Origin of the sequence: Sphingomonas metalli (genome assembly GCF_014641735.1) — a bacterium.
GTDB classification, from domain to species: Bacteria; Pseudomonadota; Alphaproteobacteria; order Sphingomonadales; family Sphingomonadaceae; genus Sphingomonas; species Sphingomonas metalli.
The window spans coordinates 472,841-494,028 of the sequence record NZ_BMIH01000002.1; the positions used below are offsets into that span (position 1 = coordinate 472,841).

The 21,188-nt window shown below is 68.6% G+C and carries 16 protein-coding genes; 7 read left to right on the top strand and 9 right to left on the bottom strand.

Going from position 1 to position 21,188, the window contains the following annotated elements; genetic code table 11:
- Nucleotides 1-6: 6 nt before the first annotated feature.
- The 3 genes from IEX18_RS08415 to IEX18_RS08425 are packed head-to-tail and all read right to left on the bottom strand — an operon-like array spanning nt 7 to nt 2,044.
- Nucleotides 7-690: a glutathione S-transferase family protein gene (locus tag IEX18_RS08415; RefSeq protein WP_188658269.1), complete on the bottom strand. Its 684-nt coding sequence runs from the start codon at nt 688-690 to the stop codon at nt 7-9.
- Entirely contained in the window at nt 687-1,337 is a 651-nt protein-coding gene (locus IEX18_RS08420) for a CoA transferase subunit B (protein WP_188658270.1), read from the bottom strand. The genes IEX18_RS08415 and IEX18_RS08420 overlap by 4 nt, the downstream gene beginning before the upstream one ends.
- Complete coding sequence (locus IEX18_RS08425) at nt 1,337-2,044, bottom strand: CoA transferase subunit A (protein WP_188658271.1); 708 nt, start codon at nt 2,042-2,044, stop codon at nt 1,337-1,339. The genes IEX18_RS08420 and IEX18_RS08425 overlap by 1 nt, the downstream gene beginning before the upstream one ends.
- Nucleotides 2,045-2,490: 446 nt before the next feature.
- Between IEX18_RS08425 and rplJ the strand changes: the two genes are divergently transcribed.
- The 3 genes from rplJ (at nt 2,491) to IEX18_RS08440 (ending at nt 4,719) form a co-directional block, all read left to right on the top strand.
- Nucleotides 2,491-3,006, top strand: a complete 516-nt coding sequence (gene rplJ, locus IEX18_RS08430) for a 50S ribosomal protein L10 (protein WP_188658272.1) — start codon at nt 2,491-2,493, stop codon at nt 3,004-3,006.
- Nucleotides 3,007-3,072: 66 nt separating this feature from the next.
- Nucleotides 3,073-3,453: a 50S ribosomal protein L7/L12 gene (rplL, locus tag IEX18_RS08435; protein WP_188658273.1), complete on the top strand. Its 381-nt coding sequence runs from the start codon at nt 3,073-3,075 to the stop codon at nt 3,451-3,453.
- Between the two features lie 210 nt (nt 3,454-3,663).
- The gene (locus IEX18_RS08440) at nt 3,664-4,719 is read left to right on the top strand and encodes an RICIN domain-containing protein (RefSeq protein ID WP_188658274.1); all 1,056 of its coding nucleotides are present in this window, start codon (nt 3,664-3,666) and stop codon (nt 4,717-4,719) included.
- 4 nt (nt 4,720-4,723) lie between these two features.
- On the opposite strand, the gene IEX18_RS08445 is transcribed toward IEX18_RS08440, so the two are convergent.
- From IEX18_RS08445 to IEX18_RS18755, 4 genes are all read right to left on the bottom strand, one after another.
- Nucleotides 4,724-5,491 carry a hypothetical protein gene (locus tag IEX18_RS08445; protein WP_188658275.1) on the bottom strand — a complete coding sequence of 256 codons (768 nt, stop codon included), beginning with the start codon at nt 5,489-5,491 and terminating at the stop codon, nt 4,724-4,726.
- Nucleotides 5,488-5,718 carry a helix-turn-helix domain-containing protein gene (locus tag IEX18_RS08450; protein WP_188658276.1) on the bottom strand — a complete coding sequence of 77 codons (231 nt, stop codon included), beginning with the start codon at nt 5,716-5,718 and terminating at the stop codon, nt 5,488-5,490. Before IEX18_RS08450 ends, IEX18_RS08445 begins: the two co-directional genes overlap by 4 nt.
- Nucleotides 5,718-6,275 (bottom strand): DUF2975 domain-containing protein, encoded by a 558-nt coding sequence (locus tag IEX18_RS08455; protein WP_188658277.1) that lies wholly within the window; start codon nt 6,273-6,275, stop codon nt 5,718-5,720. Before IEX18_RS08455 ends, IEX18_RS08450 begins: the two co-directional genes overlap by 1 nt.
- Nucleotides 6,276-6,365: 90 nt before the next feature.
- Nucleotides 6,366-6,491, bottom strand: a complete 126-nt coding sequence (locus tag IEX18_RS18755) for a hypothetical protein (RefSeq protein WP_268234943.1) — start codon at nt 6,489-6,491, stop codon at nt 6,366-6,368.
- A gap of 366 nt (nt 6,492-6,857) precedes the next feature.
- On the opposite strand from IEX18_RS18755, the gene rpoB reads away from it, so the two are divergent.
- The 4 genes from rpoB (at nt 6,858) to IEX18_RS08475 (ending at nt 18,994) form a co-directional block, all read left to right on the top strand.
- Nucleotides 6,858-11,036: a DNA-directed RNA polymerase subunit beta gene (gene rpoB, locus IEX18_RS08460; protein ID WP_188658278.1), complete on the top strand. Its 4,179-nt coding sequence runs from the start codon at nt 6,858-6,860 to the stop codon at nt 11,034-11,036.
- 159 nt (nt 11,037-11,195) lie between these two features.
- Nucleotides 11,196-15,485, top strand: a complete 4,290-nt coding sequence (rpoC, locus tag IEX18_RS08465; RefSeq protein WP_188658279.1) for a DNA-directed RNA polymerase subunit beta' — start codon at nt 11,196-11,198, stop codon at nt 15,483-15,485.
- Nucleotides 15,486-15,647: 162 nt separating this feature from the next.
- Complete coding sequence (locus IEX18_RS08470; protein WP_229664453.1) at nt 15,648-18,230, top strand: porin family protein; 2,583 nt, start codon at nt 15,648-15,650, stop codon at nt 18,228-18,230.
- An 86-nt stretch (nt 18,231-18,316) separates the two neighbouring features.
- Nucleotides 18,317-18,994: an HPP family protein gene (locus tag IEX18_RS08475; protein ID WP_188658280.1), complete on the top strand. Its 678-nt coding sequence runs from the start codon at nt 18,317-18,319 to the stop codon at nt 18,992-18,994.
- A 3-nt stretch (nt 18,995-18,997) separates the two neighbouring features.
- Here IEX18_RS08475 and IEX18_RS08480 read toward each other — a convergent pair whose 3' ends face one another.
- Together IEX18_RS08480 and IEX18_RS08485 are read right to left on the bottom strand one after the other, a co-directional pair.
- Nucleotides 18,998-20,461 (bottom strand): PepSY-associated TM helix domain-containing protein, encoded by a 1,464-nt coding sequence (locus IEX18_RS08480; RefSeq protein WP_229664454.1) that lies wholly within the window; start codon nt 20,459-20,461, stop codon nt 18,998-19,000.
- Nucleotides 20,449-21,003, bottom strand: a complete 555-nt coding sequence (locus IEX18_RS08485; RefSeq protein WP_188658281.1) for a hypothetical protein — start codon at nt 21,001-21,003, stop codon at nt 20,449-20,451. Before IEX18_RS08485 ends, IEX18_RS08480 begins: the two co-directional genes overlap by 13 nt.
- Nucleotides 21,004-21,188 lie beyond the last annotated feature (185 nt).

The following is a 21,188-nucleotide window of genomic DNA, read 5'->3' on the forward strand; positions in this document are numbered from 1 at the left end:
GTCGACTCAGGCGCGATAGTCGGCCGTGACCGTGCCGCAGGTGGCGACATCCGCCTCATGGCCGGGCTCGCGGAACGTCTCCGACCGCGCAGCGCGCTCCCATTCGACCATGGCGGGATGCGCCAGCATCGTCTCGACCCAGCGCCCGCCCGCCGGCCCCACATCGATGCCATAGGTCCGCACGCGAAAAGCCACCGGCGCGTAGAAAGCATCGACGGCGGTGAAGCGGTCGGCCGCCAGCCATGGACCGCCGAACCGCGCCAGCCCCTCGGCCCACAGTTCCGCCAGCCGCGCCACGTCGCGTTCCAGCGCGGGCGAGCCGGGATGCGGGGCGACGCGCTGGCCGACAGTCATCGTCCGCTCGGCTCGGAGCGCGCCGAAGCCGCCATGCATCTCCGCGACGGCGCACATCGCCCAGGTCCGCGCCGCCTCGCCCGCCGGCCACACCCCTTCATGCCGTTCGGCGAGATAGAGGGCGATGCCGAGCGAGTCCCAGATCGTCCGCTCTTCGTCGATCAGCACCGGCACCTGCCCGGTCGGCGAGAAGGCGCGAAAGGCCTCGTAATTGTTCGATGCCGCAAAGGGTTCGATCCGGTCGACAAAGGCGATGTCGAGCGCGCGCATCAGCACCCAGGGGCGCAGCGACCAGCTAGAATAGTTCCGGTTCGCGGTGACCAGTGTGTAGCTCACTCCCGATACGCCGCCGTCGTCTTCGCCCGCACCTCCTCCGCCGTCACGCCCGGGGCGAGTTCGATCAGGCGGAACGGCGCGCCATGGTCCGGCCGCTGGAAGACGGCGAGGTCGGTGACGATCATGTCGACCACGTTCTGGCCGGTCAGCGGCAGGGTGCAGGCGGGGATGAACTTGGGGCTGCCGTCCTTGGCGACGTGCTCCATCACCACGATGATCTTCTTGACGCCCGCGACGAGGTCCATCGCGCCGCCCATCCCCTTGATCATCTTGCCGGGGATCATCCAGTTGGCGATGTCGCCGCCCTCGCTGACCTCCATCGCGCCCAGCACGGTCAGGTCGATATGCCCGCCGCGGATCATCGCGAAACTGTCGGCCGAGGAGAAATAGACCGAGGAGGGCAGTTCGCTGATCGTCTGCTTGCCGGCATTGATCAGATCGGGGTCGACTTCGTCCTCATAGGGGAACGGCCCGATCCCGAGCATCCCGTTCTCCGACTGGAGCGTCACGGTCATGCCGGCGGGGATGTTGTTCGCGACCAGCGTCGGGATGCCGATGCCGAGATTGACGTAGAAGCCGTCCTGAAGCTCCTGCGCCGCACGGGCGGCCATCTGGTTGCGGTCCCAGCCCTTCACGTCCCCGGCCATCACACAGTCTCCCGCTGCCGCACGGTGCGGAATTCGATCTTCTTGTCGTATGGCGCGCCGACGATCATCCGCTTCACATAGATGCCGGGCAGGTGGATCGAATCGGGGTCGAGGCTGCCGACCGGCACGACCTCCTCCACCTCGGCGACGCAGATGCGGCCTGCGGTCGCCATCGGTTGGTTGAAGTTGCGCGCGGTCTTGCGGAAGACGAGGTTGCCCGCCTCGTCCGCCTTCCAGCCCTTGATGATCGACAGGTCGGCACGGATGCCGCGTTCGAGGATATAGTCCTGCCCGTCGAAGCTCTTCACCTCCTTGCCCTCGGCCACCTTCGTGCCGACGCCGGTCTTGGTGTAGAAGCCGGGAATGCCCGCGCCGCCGGCGCGGCAGCGCTCGGCGAGCGTGCCCTGGGGGCAGAACTCGACCTCCAGCTCGCCCGAGAGATACTGCCGCTCGAACTCCTTGTTCTCGCCGACATAGGAGGAGATCATCTTCTTCACCTGCCGGGTACGAAGCAGCTTGCCCAGCCCCTCGCCGTCGATGCCGGCATTGTTGCTGGCGATCGTCAGATCCTTCGTCCCGGCATCGCGGATCGCGTCGATCAGCCGCTCCGGAATGCCGCACAGGCCGAAGCCGCCCGCGCAGATCGTCATGCCGTCGAACAGCAGCCCGTCGAGCGCGGCCGCCGCATCGGGATAAAGCTTTCGCATCCACCCTTCTCCTTTTGCGGTGCAGCGATAGGCGAGGCCCGCACGAAATGCCATAAGGCTCGCCGACCCATTTCGTCATGCCGGGCTCGTCCCGGCATCCACGGTTCCGCCAACGCTTCGACCGTTTTCCGCGCGGAGGAGTGGATGCCGGGACATGCCCGGCATGACCCTTCAGAGAAGCGTTGCGTTTCACCGGCTCTTCCGCTAACGGCGCCCCCGGACGCAGGGCCTCAGGCCCCGTGTCGCCGTCCTAGACAGCGAGTGCCGCGGACCTGCCGCGGCTTAATTTCTCGCCGAGACGGGGATAGAGATTCGCCCGACCGCTATTCCATGCGGCCGGTCCCCCCTTTCCCCATCGCTGGACCATGCCGGGGAGCAATCGCCCACCGGTACGTAACCGGTCGCGCAACCGTTTCGGCGGCGCGCGGCCAAGTGAGGAGAATGGCATGGATCGGACTGAAAAGGCCGCAGCCGTCGCCGAGCTGAACCGCAACTTCTCCGAGGTCGGCGTGGTGGTCGTCACCCGCAACCTCGGCATGACCGTCGCGCAGTCCACGGACCTGCGCAACAAGATGCGGGCAGCCGGCGCGAGCTATAAGGTCTCGAAGAACAAGCTTGCCAGGATCGCCCTCGACGGGACCGACTATGGTTCGATCAGCGACATGCTGACCGGCCCGGTCGGCCTCGCCACCTCGACCGACCCGGTCGCGGCCGCCAAGGTGGCCGTCGACTTCGCGAAGACGAACGACAAGTTCGAAATCGTGGGCGGCGCGATGGGCGCAACGCCCCTCGACGTCGCGGGCGTGCAGGCCCTCGCCACGCTGCCGTCGCTCGACGAGCTGCGGGCGAAGATCGTCGGCCTCATCGTGGCGCCCGCCACGAAGATCGCCACGATCACGCAGGCCCCGGCCGCGCAGATCGCGCGCGTGCTGGCAGCATATGCGGAGAAGGAGGCGGCGTAAGCCGTCCTGGCATTCCTGGTTTTCAACTGAACTTTGGGGCCTTTATGCCCCGCATGGAGAATAGACATGGCAGACCTGAACGCGCTGGTTGACCAGCTGAGCGAACTGACCGTCCTCGAGGCCGCCGAGCTCTCGAAGCTGCTCGAAGAGAAGTGGGGCGTTTCGGCCGCTGCGGCGGTTGCGGCGGCTCCGGCCGCTGGCGGCGCCGGCGGTGGCGCTCCGGCCGCTGAAGAGAAGACCGAGTTCGACGTCATCCTGACCGGCGACGGCGGCAAGAAGATCAACGTCATCAAGGAGGTCCGCGCGATCACCGGTCTCGGCCTGACCGAGGCGAAGGCGCTGGTCGAAGGCGCTCCGAAGCCCGTCAAGGAAGGCGTGAACAAGGACGAGGCCGAGAAGCTGAAGAAGCAGCTCGAGGAAGCCGGCGCGACCGTCGAGCTCAAGTAAGCCGCGCAGCCGGGCCAAGGCCCGGCCCGAGGCCCGTCGGGGCGCGGTCGAAAGGCCGGGTCTCGACCCAGAACAGGGGCGGTTCCCGGCCGGGAGCCGCCCCTTTTTTGCGCCGGGCGCACGGGAGTCCGGATCGGCCGCCGGTCCGTGCGCAAGATCGGCGTTCCGGCTACCGGGCGTTCATCGGCGCGGCGGCATCCGGTGCGCCCGATGCTTCATCCCCTGCGCCTCGCCCTGCCCGCCCTCTTCGCCCTCACCCTCATCGCGTGCGGAGGGGCTGGAAAGGACGACAGCCTGCCGGTCGCAGAAGCCCCGGCGCCCGCACCCTCCGCATCGCCGTCCCCGACGCCGATGCCCGGCCCGACCGCGGCACCCACGCCGACGCCCACCGCCGCGCCCGACCTCTACGTGCCGGGCGGGCTGAGCTGGTCCTTCGCGGGCGACATACCCGATGCGGTGCGCCCGGGGATCCGCGACGCGATGGACTGGGCGATCAACCACACCAACACGCTGGCCGATTATCGGGGAATGGTGACCGTCACCTACAATGCCGGCACGCCGACGGCGGAGGCGGGCTATCAGTGGCGCATCCAGTTCGGCGGCGCGATCGGGCGGCGGGTCGCGCTGCACGAGCTGGCGCACTGGCTGGGTTCGGGTACCTATTCGGGGTGGCGCGCGCTGCTGGCCGAGGGGCGCTTCACCGGCCCGATCGCCACGGCGCGGGTCAAGGCCTTCGAGGGGCCGGACGCGGTGTTGAACGCCGACGGCCAGCATTTCTGGCCCTATGGCCTCAACTACGATCGCGAGTTCGTCGATCCGCAGCGCAACGTCGCGATGGTGGCCGCGCAGCGTGCGGATATGGGGCTGAGCGACGGCGCCGCCGCGATCGCCGGCACCCGCCGCTTCGTCAACCGGTCGAGCAGCCTGTGGCTCGACGGCCGCGGCACCGCGCCTGCCGCCAGCGCGACCGGGCAGGACTGGACGGTCGCCTATGCCGATGGCTTCGTGACGCTGGCGGAGCCGGGCGGGCGGCGGATCGATTCGCTCGGCGCGACGGCCGACGGCGCGGCGACCGGTCTCGCCGCCGCTAGCGGTCAGCCGGCGCAGCAATGGGAGATGATGCCGACCGACGGCGGCTGGTTCCTGCTGCGCAACCGGCTGACCGGCAAATGCCTCGACAATGTCGGCGAACTGAGCGGCGGCGCGCCGATCCGCGTCTGGTCCTGCGGCGGCCATCCCAACCAGCAATGGCACCTGGCGCGCTAGGAGCCTAGTCGCGCCAGCCGCGCCATGTCAGCCGCACGCCACTGCCGACGAACAGCGCCGCGCCGACCAGAGAGGCGAACAGGCCCACCCACAGCGCGTCGAACGCCATCAGCGCCCACACCGCCGGCTCCGGCCGCGCCATGGCGAGCTTGTGGTTGGCCATGTGCAGCAGCTGGCACGGCGCGAAGGCCGCGGCGAGGTAGAGGGTCAGCAGCAGCGCGGAGGGCAGATGGCTGGTGAAGGCGGCATGCCATGACAGCGTGCGGTCGCCGACCAGCGCACCGATGATGAGCAGCAGCATGGCCCCCTGAATGACCACGGATGCGGTGCCGAGCGCGATAGTGAGCGGCATCGACCCGGTCTGCTTTTGAAGTTCACCGAACGGCCAGGCGAGCGCGAAGGTCAACGCGATCAGCAGCACGATACGCGCGAGCGTGCGCGGCGGGACGAGCAGCGCGCTCCGAACCGATCCGGTTGCCTGAAACCGCGCGAATGCGAGAAAAGCGACGACGAACCCCGCCACCTTGGCATAGCCGAACGCCCAGCGGGTCGGGTCGTTCGACAGGGCGCGAAACGCATCGATCGAGACGAACATGCCGAGCTTGATCTCCGCGACATGCTGCGCCGCTTCCGGCAGGATCGCGATCGCGGCGAGCAGCGGCGCGGCGCGCAGCGACCGGCCGCCTCGGCGGTAGATATCGACCAGGTCGCCGGCGATCCGGCGTAACCCGCCGCCACGCGTTCGTGATTCGGTCATCGTCAGGTCGGTCATGCTTCCCCCTCTTCGTCAGGGTCGCCCTCGACCCAGGTCAGTATCTCGCCCGGCTGGCAGTCGAGCACGCGGCAGATGGCGTCGAGCGTCGAGAAGCGGATCGCCTTGGCCTTGCCCGTCTTCAGGATCGACAGATTGGCCAGCGTGATCCCCACCCGCTCGCTCAGCTCGGTCAGCGACAGGCGGCGGCGGTGCAGCAGGTCGTCCAGATGGACGCGCACCGGCATCAGACCGTGCCCTCCAGATCGGCATCGAGCCGCGCCCCCGCCGCGAACACCCGCGCCAGCACGAAGGCGACCGGCACCGAGATCCAGCCCGCCAGCGACGGCTGCCAGCCGACCACATCCGCGCCCGTCCGCGCCACCATCATGGTCAGCACGCCACTCGCCACATCGAGGCACTGGATCGCGAGCAGCGCCCAGCCGATCGTGGTGACGCGGCCGGCATTGGCGGGGTCGAAGGGCTGGCCGAGCCGCACGCTGGCGGCGAGATCGGCGAGCGGGCGCAGGCAGCGGTCGATCGGCCAGACCACGCTAGCACTGAGCAGGCCCAGCAGCCGCACCTCCCAGATCATCGTCATGACCGGTGCCGCCGCGCCATATTTGCGCATGAGATGCGCGGCGAAAGGCTGCTGGAACAGGAAGGTGCCGAGGATGAAGAGAAGAGCCGCGACGCCGAGCGCGATGTTCGCCACCGCAAGGCCGCGCAACGCCCGCTCACCCCATCGCACCAGCCGCGTCTCGTCGCGCATGTCCCTGCCCCCGGTTTCGACCGGGCCGGTCATGCGCGATTTATCGTTAATCGGCAAGTGGCATATCGAATATCGCTATAGCCGAGGAACTGCCTGTGTGACGATATAGTGTGCGACGGTCCTTCAGTCGGTAGTCGAGAAGTCGATGCTGTCGAAGCGATTGGCGTTCGCCGGCTCGAGCGCGCCGACCGGATCGCCTGCGGCGCGTGCGGCCGCGCCAGTCCGGCCGGTCGCGTCGGGCGCCGGCATCGTCGCCTGTCCGGCGCGCGGTCCGGCAACGTCGGCGGCATCTGCGCCGCGAGCGGTACCGCCGCCAGCAAGGCCGCCGCGCCTGTTGCTCCCTACCGGGTCGCCATGATTGCCCCACAGCCTTGATCCGACGAAAGGTTCCTCATCGATTCGGGTCTGTCGAGTCCCCGTTTGACACGGTCCAACAGCCTGCCTATATCGCCGTCTTCACCACAGCTTCCGGGAAACGATGCGCCGTCGCGCAGTGCGTCGATCGAATGGGAGGCTGCCGGTTCAGGACGCTGGAAGCCGACGCACGGGTTGCGATCGGCTTTTTTGCGTCCGACCCCTGCGCCGGTAATTCTGGCTGACGAGGCAAGCAACTCCATGGCAACCAAGGCGATCGACGGCGGCACCGCACGGCGCGAGCAGAAGGGCGGCACCGCCAAGCGCCGCATCCGCAAGGTTTTCGGCAACATCCACGAAGTCGTGCAGATGCCGAACCTGATCGAGGTGCAGCGCGAGAGCTACGAGCAGTTCCTGCGCTCGGACAAGGCCACCGGCCATGTCTCGGGGCTGGAGAAGACGCTGCGGTCGGTCTTCCCGATCCAGGATTTCGCCGGCACCGCCTATCTCGACTTCGACGACTATGTCCTCGAGCCGCCGAAGTTCGACGTGGAAGAGTGCCGCCAGCGCGGCATCACCTATGCCGCGCCGATGCGCGTCACCCTGCGCCTGACCGCGTTCGAGGTCGATCCGGATACCGAGGCCAAGTCGGTCATCGATATCAAGGAGCAGGATGTCTACATGGGCGACATGCCGCTCATGACCGAGAACGGCACCTTCTTCATCAACGGCACCGAGCGCGTCATCGTCAGCCAGATGCACCGTTCGCCGGGCGTGCTGTTCGATCACGACCGCGGCAAGACGCATGCGTCGGGCAAGTATCTGTTCGCCGCGCGCGTCATCCCCTATCGCGGCTCGTGGCTCGACTTCGAGTTCGACGCCAAGGACATCGTCAACGTCCGCATCGATCGCAAGCGCAAGCTGCCGGTCACGGCGCTGCTCTATGCGCTGGGAATGAACTCGGAAGAGATCCTCAACTACTTCTACAACCGCGTGACCTATGTCCGCGGCGAGGGCGGCTGGCGCATCCCGTTCGCGGCCGAGAACTGGCGCGGCGTGAAGCCGCTGTTCGACATCGTCGACGCCAATTCGGGCGAGGTGGTGTTCGCCGCCGGCCAGAAGATCAGCCCGCGCGCCGCCAACAAGGCGGCCAAGGACGGCCTGTCCGAGCTGCTGATCCCGACCGAGGAGATCTATGGCCGCTACTCGGCCTATGACCTGATCAACGAGTCGACGGGCGAGATCTATGTCGAGGCCGGCGACGAGATCGGCGCGGACAATCTCGAAAAGCTGGACCAGGCGGGCATCTCGACCATCGAGCTGCTCGACATCGACCATGTCACCACCGGTCCGTGGATCCGCAACACGCTGAAGGCCGACAAGGCCGAGGAGCGCGAGCAGGCGCTGTCCGACATCTATCGCGTGATGCGCCCCGGCGAGCCGCCGACGCTGGAGACGGCCGAGGCGCTGTTCGCCGGCCTGTTCTTCGATCCCGACCGGTACGACCTGTCGGCGGTGGGCCGCGTCAAGCTCAACATGCGCCTCGACCTCGACTGCCCGGACACGGTGACGACGCTGCGCACCGAGGACATCCTCGCCGTCGTCAAGACGCTGGTCGACCTGAAGGACGGCAAGGGCGAGATCGACGACATCGACAATCTCGGCAACCGCCGCGTGCGTTCGGTGGGCGAGCTGCTGGAGAACCAGTATCGCGTCGGCCTGCTCCGCATGGAGCGCGCCGTGAAGGAGCGCATGTCGTCGGTCGACGTCTCGACGGTGATGCCGAACGACCTGATCAACGCGAAGCCCGCGGTCGCCGCGGTGCGCGAGTTCTTCGGCTCGTCGCAGCTGTCGCAGTTCATGGACCAGACCAACCCGCTGTCCGAAGTGACGCACAAGCGCCGCGTCTCGGCGCTCGGGCCGGGCGGTCTGACGCGCGAGCGCGCGGGCTTCGAGGTCCGCGACGTCCACCCGACGCACTATGGCCGCATCTGCCCGATCGAGACGCCGGAAGGCCCGAACATCGGCCTGATCAACTCGCTGTCGACCTTCGCGCGCGTGAACAAGTACGGCTTCATCGAGACGCCGTACCGCAAGGTGATCGACGGCAAGGTGACCGACGAGGTCGTCTACCTGTCGGCGATGGAGGAGCAGAAGCACACCGTCGCCCAGGCCTCGGCCGAGACGGACGACGAGGGCCGCTTCGTCGAGGAGCTGGTGTCCGCGCGTCAGGCGGGCGAGTTCCTGATGGCGCTGCCCGAGACGATCACGCTGATGGACGTGTCGCCGAAGCAGCTGGTGTCGGTCGCCGCCTCGCTCATCCCGTTCCTGGAGAATGACGACGCCAACCGCGCGCTAATGGGCTCGAACATGCAGCGCCAGGCGGTGCCGCTGGTCAAGGCCGAGGCGCCGTTCGTCGGCACCGGCATGGAAGAGACCGTGGCGCGCGATTCGGGCGCCGCGATCGCCGCCAAGCGCGCCGGCATCGTCGACCAGGTGGATGCGAGCCGCATCGTGATCCGCGCCACCGGCGAGGTCAGCGCGACCGAGTCGGGCGTCGACATCTACACGCTGATGAAGTTCCAGCGCTCCAACCAGTCGACCTGCATCAACCAGCGTCCGCTGGTGAAGGTGGGTGACGTGGTCAATGTCGGTGACGTCATCGCCGACGGCCCGTCGACCGAGTTCGGCGAGCTGGCGCTGGGCCGCAACGCGCTGGTCGCGTTCATGCCCTGGAACGGCTACAACTACGAGGACTCGATCCTCATCAGCGAGCGGATCGTGAAGGACGACGTGTTCACGTCGATCCATATCGACGAGTTCGAGGTGATGGCCCGCGACACCAAGCTGGGGCCGGAGGACATCACCCGCGACATCCCGAACGTCGGCGAGGAAGCGTTGCGCAACCTCGACGAGGCGGGGATCGTCTATATCGGCGCCGAGGTGGAGCCGGGCGACATCCTGGTCGGCAAGATCACGCCGAAGGGCGAGAGCCCGATGACGCCGGAGGAGAAGCTGCTCCGCGCCATCTTCGGCGAAAAGGCATCGGACGTGCGCGACACGTCGCTGCGCCTGCCGCCGGGCGTCGCCGGGACGATCGTCGACGTGCGCGTCTTCAACCGCCACGGCATCGACAAGGACGAGCGCGCGATGGCGATCGAGCGCGAGGAGATCGAGCGCCTGAAGAAGGACGCCGACGACGAGCGCACCATCCTCAACCGGGCGACCTGGAGCCGCCTGCGCGAGATGCTGCTCGGCCAGGTCGCGACTGCCGCGCCCAAGGGCATCAAGAAGGGCTCGGCGATCGACGTCGAGCTGCTGGACAGCGTCGACCGTCACGAATGGTGGAAGTTCGCGGTGCAGGACGATGCGCGCCAGGCGGATCTGGAAGCGGTCAAGGCCCAGTATGACGAGGCGGCCAAGCGGATCACGGACAAGTTCCACGACCGCCGCGAGAAGCTGGAGCGCGGCGACGAGCTGTCGCCGGGCGTGCTGAAGATGGTCAAGGTGTTCGTCGCGGTGAAGCGCAAGCTGCAGCCGGGCGACAAGATGGCCGGCCGCCACGGCAACAAGGGCGTGATCAGCCGCATCCTGCCGCAGGAGGACATGCCCTTCCTCGCAGACGGGACGCCGGTCGATCTGGTGCTCAACCCGTTGGGCGTGCCGAGCCGCATGAACGTCGGCCAGATCTTCGAGACGCATCTGGGCTGGGCCGCGCGCGGCCTGGGCCAGCAGGTCGCGCAGGCGCTGGAGGATTGGCGCGATGCCAATCCCGACGCGAAGGCGGGGGACATGCCCGATGCGGTCAAGGAGCGTCTGGAGACGATCTACGGCGAGCATTATCTCGACGACCTGCGCGGCCGCGACGCCTCGGAGATCATCGAGCTGGCCGGCAACCTGAAGGGCGGCATTCCGATGGGCACCCCGGTGTTCGACGGTGCAGTCGAGAAGGACGTGTCGGACATGCTGGAGCTGGCGGGCCTCGACACGTCGGGCCAGTCGGACCTGTATGACGGGCGCACCGGCGACAAGTTCGACCGCAAGGTCACGGTGGGCATCATCTACATGCTGAAGCTCCACCACCTCGTGGACGACAAGATCCACGCCCGGTCGATCGGCCCCTATTCGCTCGTCACCCAGCAGCCGCTGGGCGGAAAGGCGCAGTTCGGCGGCCAGCGCTTCGGCGAGATGGAGGTGTGGGCGCTCCAGGCCTATGGCGCCGCCTATACGCTGCAGGAGATGCTGACGGTGAAGTCCGACGACGTGGTCGGCCGCACCAAGGTCTATGAGGCGATCGTCAAGGGCGACGACACGTTCGAGGCCGGCATCCCCGAGAGCTTCAACGTGCTCGTCAAGGAAATGCGCTCGCTGGGCCTCAACGTCGACCTGAAGTCGATGGAGGATGTTCAGGACGACGGCATGGCCGAGGCCGCGGAGTAACAGGTAACACCGTTCGTCCTGAGGAGCCGCTGAGCGAAGGCGAAGCGGCGTCTCGAAGGACCGATGCCGGGCGAGCCCTTCGAGATGGGCCTTCGGCTTCGCTCAGTCCCTCCTCAGGGCGAACGGATGTGGTTTTTCCCTCCCTGCGAGGAAAGCAAGATGAACGAACTGACCAATTTCGCCAATCCGCTCGCGAAGCCGGAGACCTTCGACCAGATCCAGATCGGGATCGCGTCGCCGGACAAGATCCGCAGCTGGTCCTTCGGCGAGATCAAGAAGCCCGAGACGATCAACTACCGCACGTTCAAGCCCGAGCGTGACGGCCTGTTCTGCGCGCGCATCTTCGGTCCGATCAAGGATTACGAGTGCCTGTGCGGCAAGTACAAGCGCATGAAGTACAAGGGCATCGTCTGCGAGAAGTGCGGTGTCGAGGTCACGGTGTCGAAGGTCCGCCGCGAGCGGATGGGCCATATCGAGCTGGCCGCGCCGGTCGCGCACATCTGGTTCCTGAAGTCCCTGCCCTCGCGCATCGGCCTGCTGCTCGACATGCAGCTCAAGCAGCTCGAGCGCGTGCTGTACTTCGAGGCCTATATCGTCATCGAGCCGGGCCTGACCCCGCTGGAGAAGTATCAGCTCCTCACCGAAGACGAGCTGCTCGACGCGCAGGACCAGTATGGCGAGGATGCCTTCTCCGCCGGGATCGGCGCGGAGGCGGTGCGCATCATGCTTGAGAATCTCGATCTCGAGGGTGAGAAGCGCGACCTGCTGGAAGAGCTGGCGACGACCAAGTCGGAGCTGAAGCCCAAGAAGATCATCAAGCGCCTCAAGGTCGTCGAGAGCTTCCTCGAGTCGGGCAACCGGCCGGAATGGATGATCCTCGAGGTCGTGCCGGTCATCCCGCCCGAGCTGCGCCCGCTGGTGCCGCTGGACGGCGGCCGCTTCGCGACCTCGGACCTCAACGACCTGTACCGCCGCGTCATCAACCGCAACAACCGCCTGAAGCGGCTGATGGAGCTGCGCGCGCCGGACATCATCGTCCGCAACGAGAAGCGCATGCTGCAGGAAGCGGTCGACGCGCTGTTCGACAACGGCCGTCGCGGCCGCACGATCACCGGCGCCAACAAGCGGCCGCTCAAGTCGCTGTCCGACATGCTGAAGGGCAAGCAGGGCCGATTCCGCCAGAACCTGCTCGGCAAGCGCGTCGACTATTCGGGCCGCTCGGTGATCGTGACCGGTCCGGAGCTGAAGCTGCACCAGTGCGGCCTGCCGAAGAAGATGGCGCTCGAGCTGTTCAAGCCGTTCATCTACGCGCGCCTCGACGCCAAGGGTCTGTCGATGACCCTGAAGCAGGCGAAGAAGTGGGTCGAGAAGGAGCGCAAGGAAGTCTGGGACATCCTGGACGAGGTGATCCGCGAGCATCCGGTGATGCTGAACCGCGCGCCGACGCTCCACCGCCTGGGCATCCAGGCGTTCGAGCCGGTGCTGATCGAGGGCAAGGCGATCCAGCTCCACCCGCTGGTCTGCTCCGCGTTCAACGCCGACTTCGACGGCGACCAGATGGCCGTGCACGTCCCGCTGAGCCTCGAGGCGCAGCTGGAAGCGCGCGTCCTGATGATGTCGACCAACAACATCCTGTCGCCCGCCAACGGCAAGCCGATCATCGTGCCGTCGCAGGACATGGTGCTGGGTCTCTACTACCTCTCGATGATGAAGGAGGGTGAGCCCGGCGAGGGCATGCTGCTGGGCGACATGGCCGAGGTGCATCAGGCGCTCTACGCGGGCGCGGTGACGCTCCACACCAAGATCGTCAGCCGCGTTCCGCAGACCGACGAGCAGGGCAACCAGTATCTGAAGCGCTACGAGACGACCCCGGGCCGCATGCTGCTCGGCGAGACTCTGCCGAAGAGCCACAAGGTGCCGTTCGAGACCGTCAACCGCCTGCTGACCAAGAAGGACGTGGGCGACGTGATCGACGAGGTCTATCGCCACACCGGCCAGAAGGAGACGGTGCTGTTCGCCGACGCGATCATGGCGCTCGGCTTCCGTCACGCGTTCCGCGCCGGCATCTCGTTCGGCAAGGACGACATGATCATCGCGCCGGACAAGGACAAGCTGGTCGACGAGACGCGCGACCAGGTGAAGGACTTCGAGCAGCAGTATCAGGACGGCCTGATCACGCAGCAGGAGAAGTACAACAAGGTGATCGACGCCTGGAGCCGTTGCGGCGACCAGGTGGCGAACTCGATGATGAACGAGATCAAGGCGGTGCGGCGCTACGAGGACGGCGAGATGGCCGGCCGCGAGAAGCCGATCAACTCGATCTACATGATGGCCCACTCCGGCGCCCGCGGTTCGCAGGCCCAGATCAAGCAGCTGGCCGGCATGCGCGGCCTGATGGCCAAGCCGTCGGGCGAGATCATCGAGACGCCGATTATCTCGAACTTCAAGGAAGGCCTGACCGTCCTCGAATACTTCAACTCGACCCACGGCGCCCGCAAGGGCCTGGCGGACACGGCGCTCAAGACGGCGAACTCGGGTTACCTGACCCGCCGCCTCGTCGACGTGTCGCAGGATTGCGTCGTGATCGAGGAGGATTGCGGCACCACCCGGGCGCTGGAGATGAAGGCGATCGTGCAGGGCGGCTCGACCATCGCGTCGCTGGGCGAGCGCATCCTGGGCCGCACCACGGCCGAGGACGTGGTCGATGCCAAGTCGGGCGAGGTGATCATCCCGACCGGCACGCTGCTCGACGAGCCCGCGGTCGCGCGGATCGAGTCGATCGGCATCCAGTCGATGAAGATCCGCAGCCCGCTGGTCTGCGAGTCGAAGATCGGCGTGTGCGGCAAGTGCTACGGGCGTGACCTCGCCCGCGGTACGCCGGTCAATATCGGCGAGGCGGTCGGCGTGATCGCGGCGCAGTCGATCGGCGAGCCGGGCACCCAGCTGACCATGCGCACCTTCCACATCGGCGGTGCGGCGCAGCTCAACGAGCAGTCGAACCTGGAGGCGCCGGTCGACGGCACCGCCCAGTTCCGCGACCTGCGCCTGATCGTCGACCAGCGTGGTCGCCGCGTGGTGCTGAGCCGCTCGGGCGAGATCGCGATCGTCGACATGGACGGCCGCGAGCTCTCGACGCATCGTATCCCGTACGGCGCCTATGTGATGTTCGACGACGGCCACATGCTGTCGAAGGGCGATCGCATGGCGGAGTGGGATCCGTTCACCATGCCGGTGATCACCGAGAATTCGGGCGTCGTGAAGTATCAGGACCTGCTGGAAGGCAAGACCCTGACCGAGCAGACCGACGAGGCGACCGGTATCGCGCAGCGCGTGGTGACCGAGTTCCGCAACGCCGCCAAGTCGAAGGAGGACCTGCGTCCGCGCCTGACTTTGACCGGGGCCGGCGGCGATGCCGAGGCCGCGCGCTACATGCTGGCGCCGGGCGCGGTGCTGTCGGTGGACGACGGGGCCGAGGTGCAGGCGGGTGACGTTCTGGCCCGTGTGGCCCGCGAGTCCGCCAAGACCCGCGACATCACCGGCGGTCTGCCGCGCGTCGCCGAGCTGTTCGAGGCGCGCCTGCCCAAGGAGGCGGCGATCATCGCCAAGGTCTCGGGCCGCGTCGTGTTCGGCAAGGACTATAAGGCCAAGCGCAAGATCGGCATCCAGCCCGAGGATGGCGGCGAGGTCGTCGAGTATCTGGTGCCCAAGTCGAAGGTGATCGACGTCCAGGAAGGCGACTACGTCAAGCGTGGCGACAACCTGATCGGCGGCAGCCCCGATCCGCACGACATCCTCGAGGTGCTCGGCATCGAGCCGCTCGCCGAATATCTCGTCTCGGAGATCCAGGAGGTCTATCGACTCCAGGGCGTGAAGATCAACGACAAGCACATCGAGGTGATCGTTCGCCAGATGCTGCAGAAGGTCGAGATCACCGAGAGCGGCGACACCACGCTGCTCAAGGGCGAGCAGGTCGATCGCGAGGAAATGGACGCGATCAACGACAAGCTGGAGCCGGGCCAGGCGCGTGCGCAGGGCAAGCCGATCCTGCTGGGCATCACCAAGGCGTCGCTGCAGACCCGCAGCTTCATCTCGGCGGCGTCGTTCCAGGAGACCACCCGCGTCCTCACCGAGGCGGCGGTCCAGGGCAAGCAGGACACGCTGATGGGCCTGAAGGAGAATGTCATCGTCGGCCGCCTGATCCCGGCGGGTACCGGCGCGGGCATGAACCGCCTGCGCGTGGCGGCCTCCAGCCGCGACGCGGCGCTGCGTGCGCAGCAGCGGGCGCTGTCGGCGGCGATCGTCGCTCCGGCCTCGGCCGCCGAGCTGCGCGCGGCGGAGGAGCAGCGTTCGCGCCGCGACGACACCGGCACCGGCAACGATCCGCTGGCCAGCGTCGTCCCGTCGGGCGACGGCAGCGACGAAGCGGCGGGCGAGTATCTGAACGACTGATTCGCCCGGTCGTACGGTAGGGAAAACGGCCCGTCGGAGCGATCCGGCGGGCCGTTTTGCCATGTTTCGAGAGTGTTGCGCGCGTGTCACAGTAAAGCCTTTTTTTGACTCACATTCTGGTCCCGCCGGGCACTCGCCCGGCGTGGCGGGGAGTTGAGGGCGATGATGCGAGCGGGGTGTGGCAGGCAGCGGCGGAAGGCTGTCGGCGGGCTGGTCCTGCCGTTCGCGATCCTGGCGGCGCCGGAGGACGCTTCGGCCGAGCCGCCGCGCGAGCCCACACCGGCGGCCGAGGCCGGCGATATCGTCGTTACCGGCGAGCGGGTACGCGGCAGCGCGATTGGCGACGTCCAGCCGCTGGCGGTGCTGGGCGCGCAGGCGCTGGAGGCGCTGGGTGCAACCAGTATGAAGGAACTGCTTCAAAGGCTGAAGCCGTTCACCGCGGCGGGCGGCGGCGGCGATCCCTTCCTGCTGCTCAACGGCCGCCGCATCTCGGGCTGGGACGAGCTCAGCGACCTGCCACCCGAGGCGATGGAGAAGACCGAGGTGCTGCCGCGCGAGGATGCCGCACGCTTCGGCTTCCCGCCGACCGCGACGGTGCTGAACTTCATCACCAAGAAGCACTTCCGCGCCGTCGCGGCCCAATTCCTTCCCGGCATCACGACCGAAGGAGGCGGCGGCACCGATTATACCGAGATGAACGCGACGCGGCTCGACGGTGACCGGCGCCTGTCGCTCAATACCTCCTATGTTCGCACCAGCCCGGTCACCCAGGCGCAGCGGCAGATCACGCCCGATCCCGGCTTCCTCTTCGCGACGGGCGGCAATGTGACCGGCCTGAACGGCGGCAGCATCGATCCGGCGCTCGACGCGCTGGCGGGCCGGCCGGTGACCGTCGCTGCCCTGCCCGCCACCGCCGCGGAGCGCGCGACACTCACCGCCTATCTGCCGGGCGCGAACCGGCCCGCGGTGACCGATCCCGGCGCCGGGCGCTGGCTGGTGCAGGCGAGCGATCAGATCCGCTCGAGCGGCACGCTCGCCGGACCGGTGGCCGGCGGGATCAGCGGCTCGCTCAACCTGACGATGGAGGCGCAGGGCACGCGCGGCCGCAATGGCCCCGCCCCGGTGCTGCTGACCGTGCCCGGGGGCGGCGACGTGCTGCCCTTTGCCGGCGACACCCGCGTCTATCGCGCCCTGCCCGACGCGGTGCTGCGCCAGCGCAACACCAGCCTGACGCTGCATGGCGGCGGGGCGCTCTTCGGCGCGATCGGTCGCTGGGCATGGAACGTCACCGCCAGCCACGATCGTACCCGCGCCGAGAGCCTGTCCGAACAGGGCATCGTGGACAGCGGCCTGCAGGCAGCGGTGCGGGCGGGCGGCGATCCGCTTCGGCCGCTTGACGCCGCCATGCTGGCGAGCCGCCGCGTGCTGCGGGGCGAGACGCTGACGCGCACCCTGACCGGCAAGGCGACCGCCAACGGGCCGCTGCTGCGGCTGCCGGCCGGCATGGCGCAGGTGACCGTCACCGCCGACTATGCCGCCTCCGCCAGCAGCGGCGTGCAGCCGGGGCTGGCCGCATCGCGGCTGGCCCTGTCGCGGACCACGCGCGGCGCCAGCATCAACGCGACGCTGCCGATCGCCGAACGCGAGCGCGACGTGCTGGCGCCGGTCGGCACGATGACTGCGACGGCGATGCTCGGCGTATCCGACGTCAGCGATTATGGCCGGCTGGTGACCGCCAATTACGGGCTGACCTGGTCGCGATGGTCGCCGGTCCAGGTGAACCTGTCGGTCAACACGACGCAGACCGCCCCGGCCATCGCCCAATTGACCAACCCGGTGCTGACATCGCCGAACACACCCTTCTTCGACTTCACCACCGGCACCACGTCGCTGGTCACCTCGGTCTCTGGCGGCAATCCGGCGCTCGCCCCCGAGCGGCGGCGGGTGACGACCGCCGGCGTGGCGCTGCGCCCCTTCGCGCACCGCGACCTGCGGCTGAACATCGACTATGCCGCGACCCGGGTCAGCGACCTGTCGGCCGAGCTCAGCGGGCTGACCGCGGCGGCGCAGGCGGCCTTTCCCGATATCTTCACCCGCGACGCCGCCGGTCGGCTGGTGGCGGTCGATTTCCGCTCGGTCAACATCGCGCGCGAGGACGATCGCCAGATCCGCGCCACCGTCAACTTCTCGACCCCGCTCGGCCCCAAGCCCTCCACGCCCGCCGCCACGCCGGGCGTGAAGACCGCGGACGCGCCCCCGCCCCGACCGCCGAAGCAGCGCCCCTCTTTCTATACCTTCGCCACCACCACCTTGCGGCTGGAGGACCGGCTGCTGCTCCGCCCCGGCATCCCGCTCATCGACCTGCTCGATGGTGCGACGCTCAACGGTACTGGCGGCCGGCCGCGCTGGGAGGTGGAGGGCACCGTGGGACTCTCCTACGGCCCCACCTCCACCAATTTCTACGCGCGGGTGCAGGGGTCGACACGGGTGCGCAGCGATCTCGCCTCCGCCGATCTGCATTTCTCCGGGCGAACCTGGCTGGTGCTGTGGGAATCGGTTGATGTGGCGAAGCTGGTCAGCCGACCCTGGGCGCAGCGCATGTCAGTGCAGTTCACGGTCGAGAACCTGTTGAACGACCGGATCGACGTGGTCGATCGCAACGGCGCGACGCCCTATCGCTTCCAGCCCGCCTATCTCGATCCGATGGGGCGCTCTGTGCGGCTGGGATTGCGCAAGCTGTTCTGATCGCAGGTAAAGATGGCTGGTCAGGCGCGGCACGATCGCGATAAGGGCCGCCCCGAGCTCGCCCCCTGACAGGAACCCCTGCGCCGATGCGCTTCTTCCGACCCATTCTCGCCGGCGCCCAATGGCCCGATCGTGCGATCGCCTGTGCGGGCGCGGCGATCGGGATCGCGCTGACGATGATCGTGTGCGGCGGCGTGCCGATGACAGCGGCGGACCTGCCGATCATCGTCGCACCGCTCGGCGCCTCGGCGGTGCTGGTCTTTGCGGTTCCGGCCAGCCCGCTCGCCCAGCCCTGGCCGGTGGTCGGCGGCAACATCCTGTCGACGCTGGTCGGCGTGGCGGTGTTCGCGGCCGTGCCGAACCCGCCGGTCGCGGCAGGGCTGGCGGTGGGACTGGCGATCCTCGTCATGTCGCTGCTGCGCTGCCTGCACCCGCCGGGCGGGGCCGCGGCGCTGACCGCGGTGATCGGCAGCCAGAGCATCCATGCCGCAGGTTTCGCCTTCGCCTTCGCACCGGTCGGGATCAACTCGATCGCGCTGGTGACGCTCGGCATGGTCTTCCACCGCTGGACCGGTCGCGCCTATCCGCACCGGCCCGCGCCGGCCGAGACGCTGCGCGCGGCGCAGGCGGCGGCGGGCTTCGTCGAGGCGGATATCGACGCCGCGCTGGCCGACATGCACGAGAGCTTCGACATCGATCGCGAGGATCTGGAGCTGCTGCTCGCCCAGGCGCGGCTCCACGCGCTGCGCCGCCGCGGCGGCTGAGGCTCAGGCCCGCGCCGGCTGGTCGGCGAGGAACAGCGCCGCCGCCGCGAGCAGCAGCCCCGCATCGAGCGCCGCCCCCAGCCCGCCCGCGGTCGCGGCATGGCCCAGCGCGGTCACCGCCAGGCTCGCCGCCAGCACCTGCCGCATCCGGCGCGGATCGGCGAGCCGCGGCGCGAGCATCGCGACGAGCGTCAGCACCGCCATCGCACTCCAGAAGCCGCCGCCGAGCGGCACCGCCGCTCCGGCCGCCCAGCGCCACCACAGCAGCGCGACGAGCACCAGCGGCGTGCCCCAGACGACCGCCGTCCAGAACCCCTCGAGACGGGGCGCGGCCAGACCCTTGCGCCGCCGCTTCTGCAACCACAGCGACATGCCGGTCGCGGTGACCACGCACAGCGCCAGCCCGCAGGCCATATAGGCAAGCTCGACCGGCAGGCCGCCGAAGCTGCCGAAATGCAGTTTGTAGGTGGAGGCCGCGAACTGCTGCCCGAGCGGCCCGTCCGACAGGCCGACCCGGCCGTGGAAGCGGCCCGCCGCGTCGAAATTGAAGGTCTCGCCATAGATCAGACGGCGCGGCACGTCCGCCAGGATCTGCACGTGCTGCCCGACCGTGCCGGGGTCGTGAATGGTGACGTAGGTCGGGCGGACGCCGGGGAACCGGCGCTGCATCTCGGCCATGGCGCGCGCCACGTCCGGCAGGGCCGCCGGCCGGAAATCGGTCGCGCCCTCGCGGCCGAAGATCGTGCCGTAGACCTTCATCAGATCGCCGCCGTGATAGGCCTTGGCGAGGATCGTGCCGTTGAGCGACCCCAGGCCGATGAAGGCACCGGTGAGCGCGAGCGCGAGCGTGAAGGGCAGCGTCCACACCCCCAGGCGATTGTGCCAGTCCGCCTGGGCGAGCTGGCGGTTGCCGCGCGCGCGTAGCCGGAAGGCGTCGCGGACGATGCGCGGGTGCGCGACCACCCCGGTCACGGCGAGGGCGGTCAGCATCACGCCCAGCGCCCCGCCCAGGATCAGCCCGACGGTGCTCGGCAGATGCAGATATTCGTGCAGCCCGATGACGAACTCGGTCCAGCCCCCCGCCTCTTCCTCGACCGGCCGGCCGGCCGCGTCGACGGCCATGGCGCCGTGATCGCTCGTCACGGTGGTGCGGGGCAGTGCCTCGGTCGGCAGGCGCGCGTAGAGATGGGTCGATCGCGGCTGGCCCGCGTCGGCCGCCAGCTTCGCCGCGAACGCCTCGGCCAGGGCGGCGGGCGCGATCGCCTGCATCTCCGGGACGCCCGGCTGTTCCCAGCGCTGCCAGCGTTCGTGGATCACGATCAGCGTGCCGCTCAGCGCGATGATGTAGAGGAGCGCGCCGGCGAGCAATCCGATCGCGGCATGGCCTCCCAGAGAGCGCTGGACCAGCGTCTGCTCGCCCGGTGCGGCGGCGGCCCGTTCGATCCGCTCGTGCTTCACAGCGGCCACCACAGTATCAGGCCGAGCGCGGCGCAGGCGAGCGCCGGGGCGATCATGCGGACCGCGCTCGCCCGCGTGATCTGCACCGTGGCGAGCAGCGCCCAGAGCACGGGCTGCGCGACCATCATCAGCGCGACGGTATCGGCCTCGGCGGCCCGTCCGCGCACCAGCGTGGCTTGCAGGCCGAAGGCGAGGAGCGCTGCCGCGGCGGCGGCGACCGGCACCACGAGCAGGAAGACCGCGAGGCGCCGACCGACCGATCGCAGCGTAGGGCGCGGCAGCGCGATCGAAGGCGCGCTGCGCACCGGCGCCGCCCTTCCCCGCGGCGCCCGCCACGCGTCGCGCAACAGGATCGCGAGGGCCGCGACGATCGCGGTCGTGGCGACGATGGCGAGGCCCCAGGCGCCGGCCAGCATCGCGAGCGCGACGGCGGCGGCGATCGCGAGCGCCCAGCCGGCCAGCGCAAGTGAGCGCCGCCCGTCCCAGCCGACCCGGATCAGCCCCAGCGCGACGGTGGCCGCCACCGGCATGCAGACGATCGCGGCCTCCATCAGCCTGCGCCCCCGCCGGACATATCTGGATCGTGCGACATGGAAGGCCCGCCCCGTTGATGACGGCCGTGTCATAGCAGGCCGGGGCGATAATGCAACTTGGTCGCAATAGCGGTTAAGGATTGTGTTCGTAGTCCGAGAGCCCCTCCCCTTCAGGGGAGGGGTTGGGGTGGGGCGCTGCCACC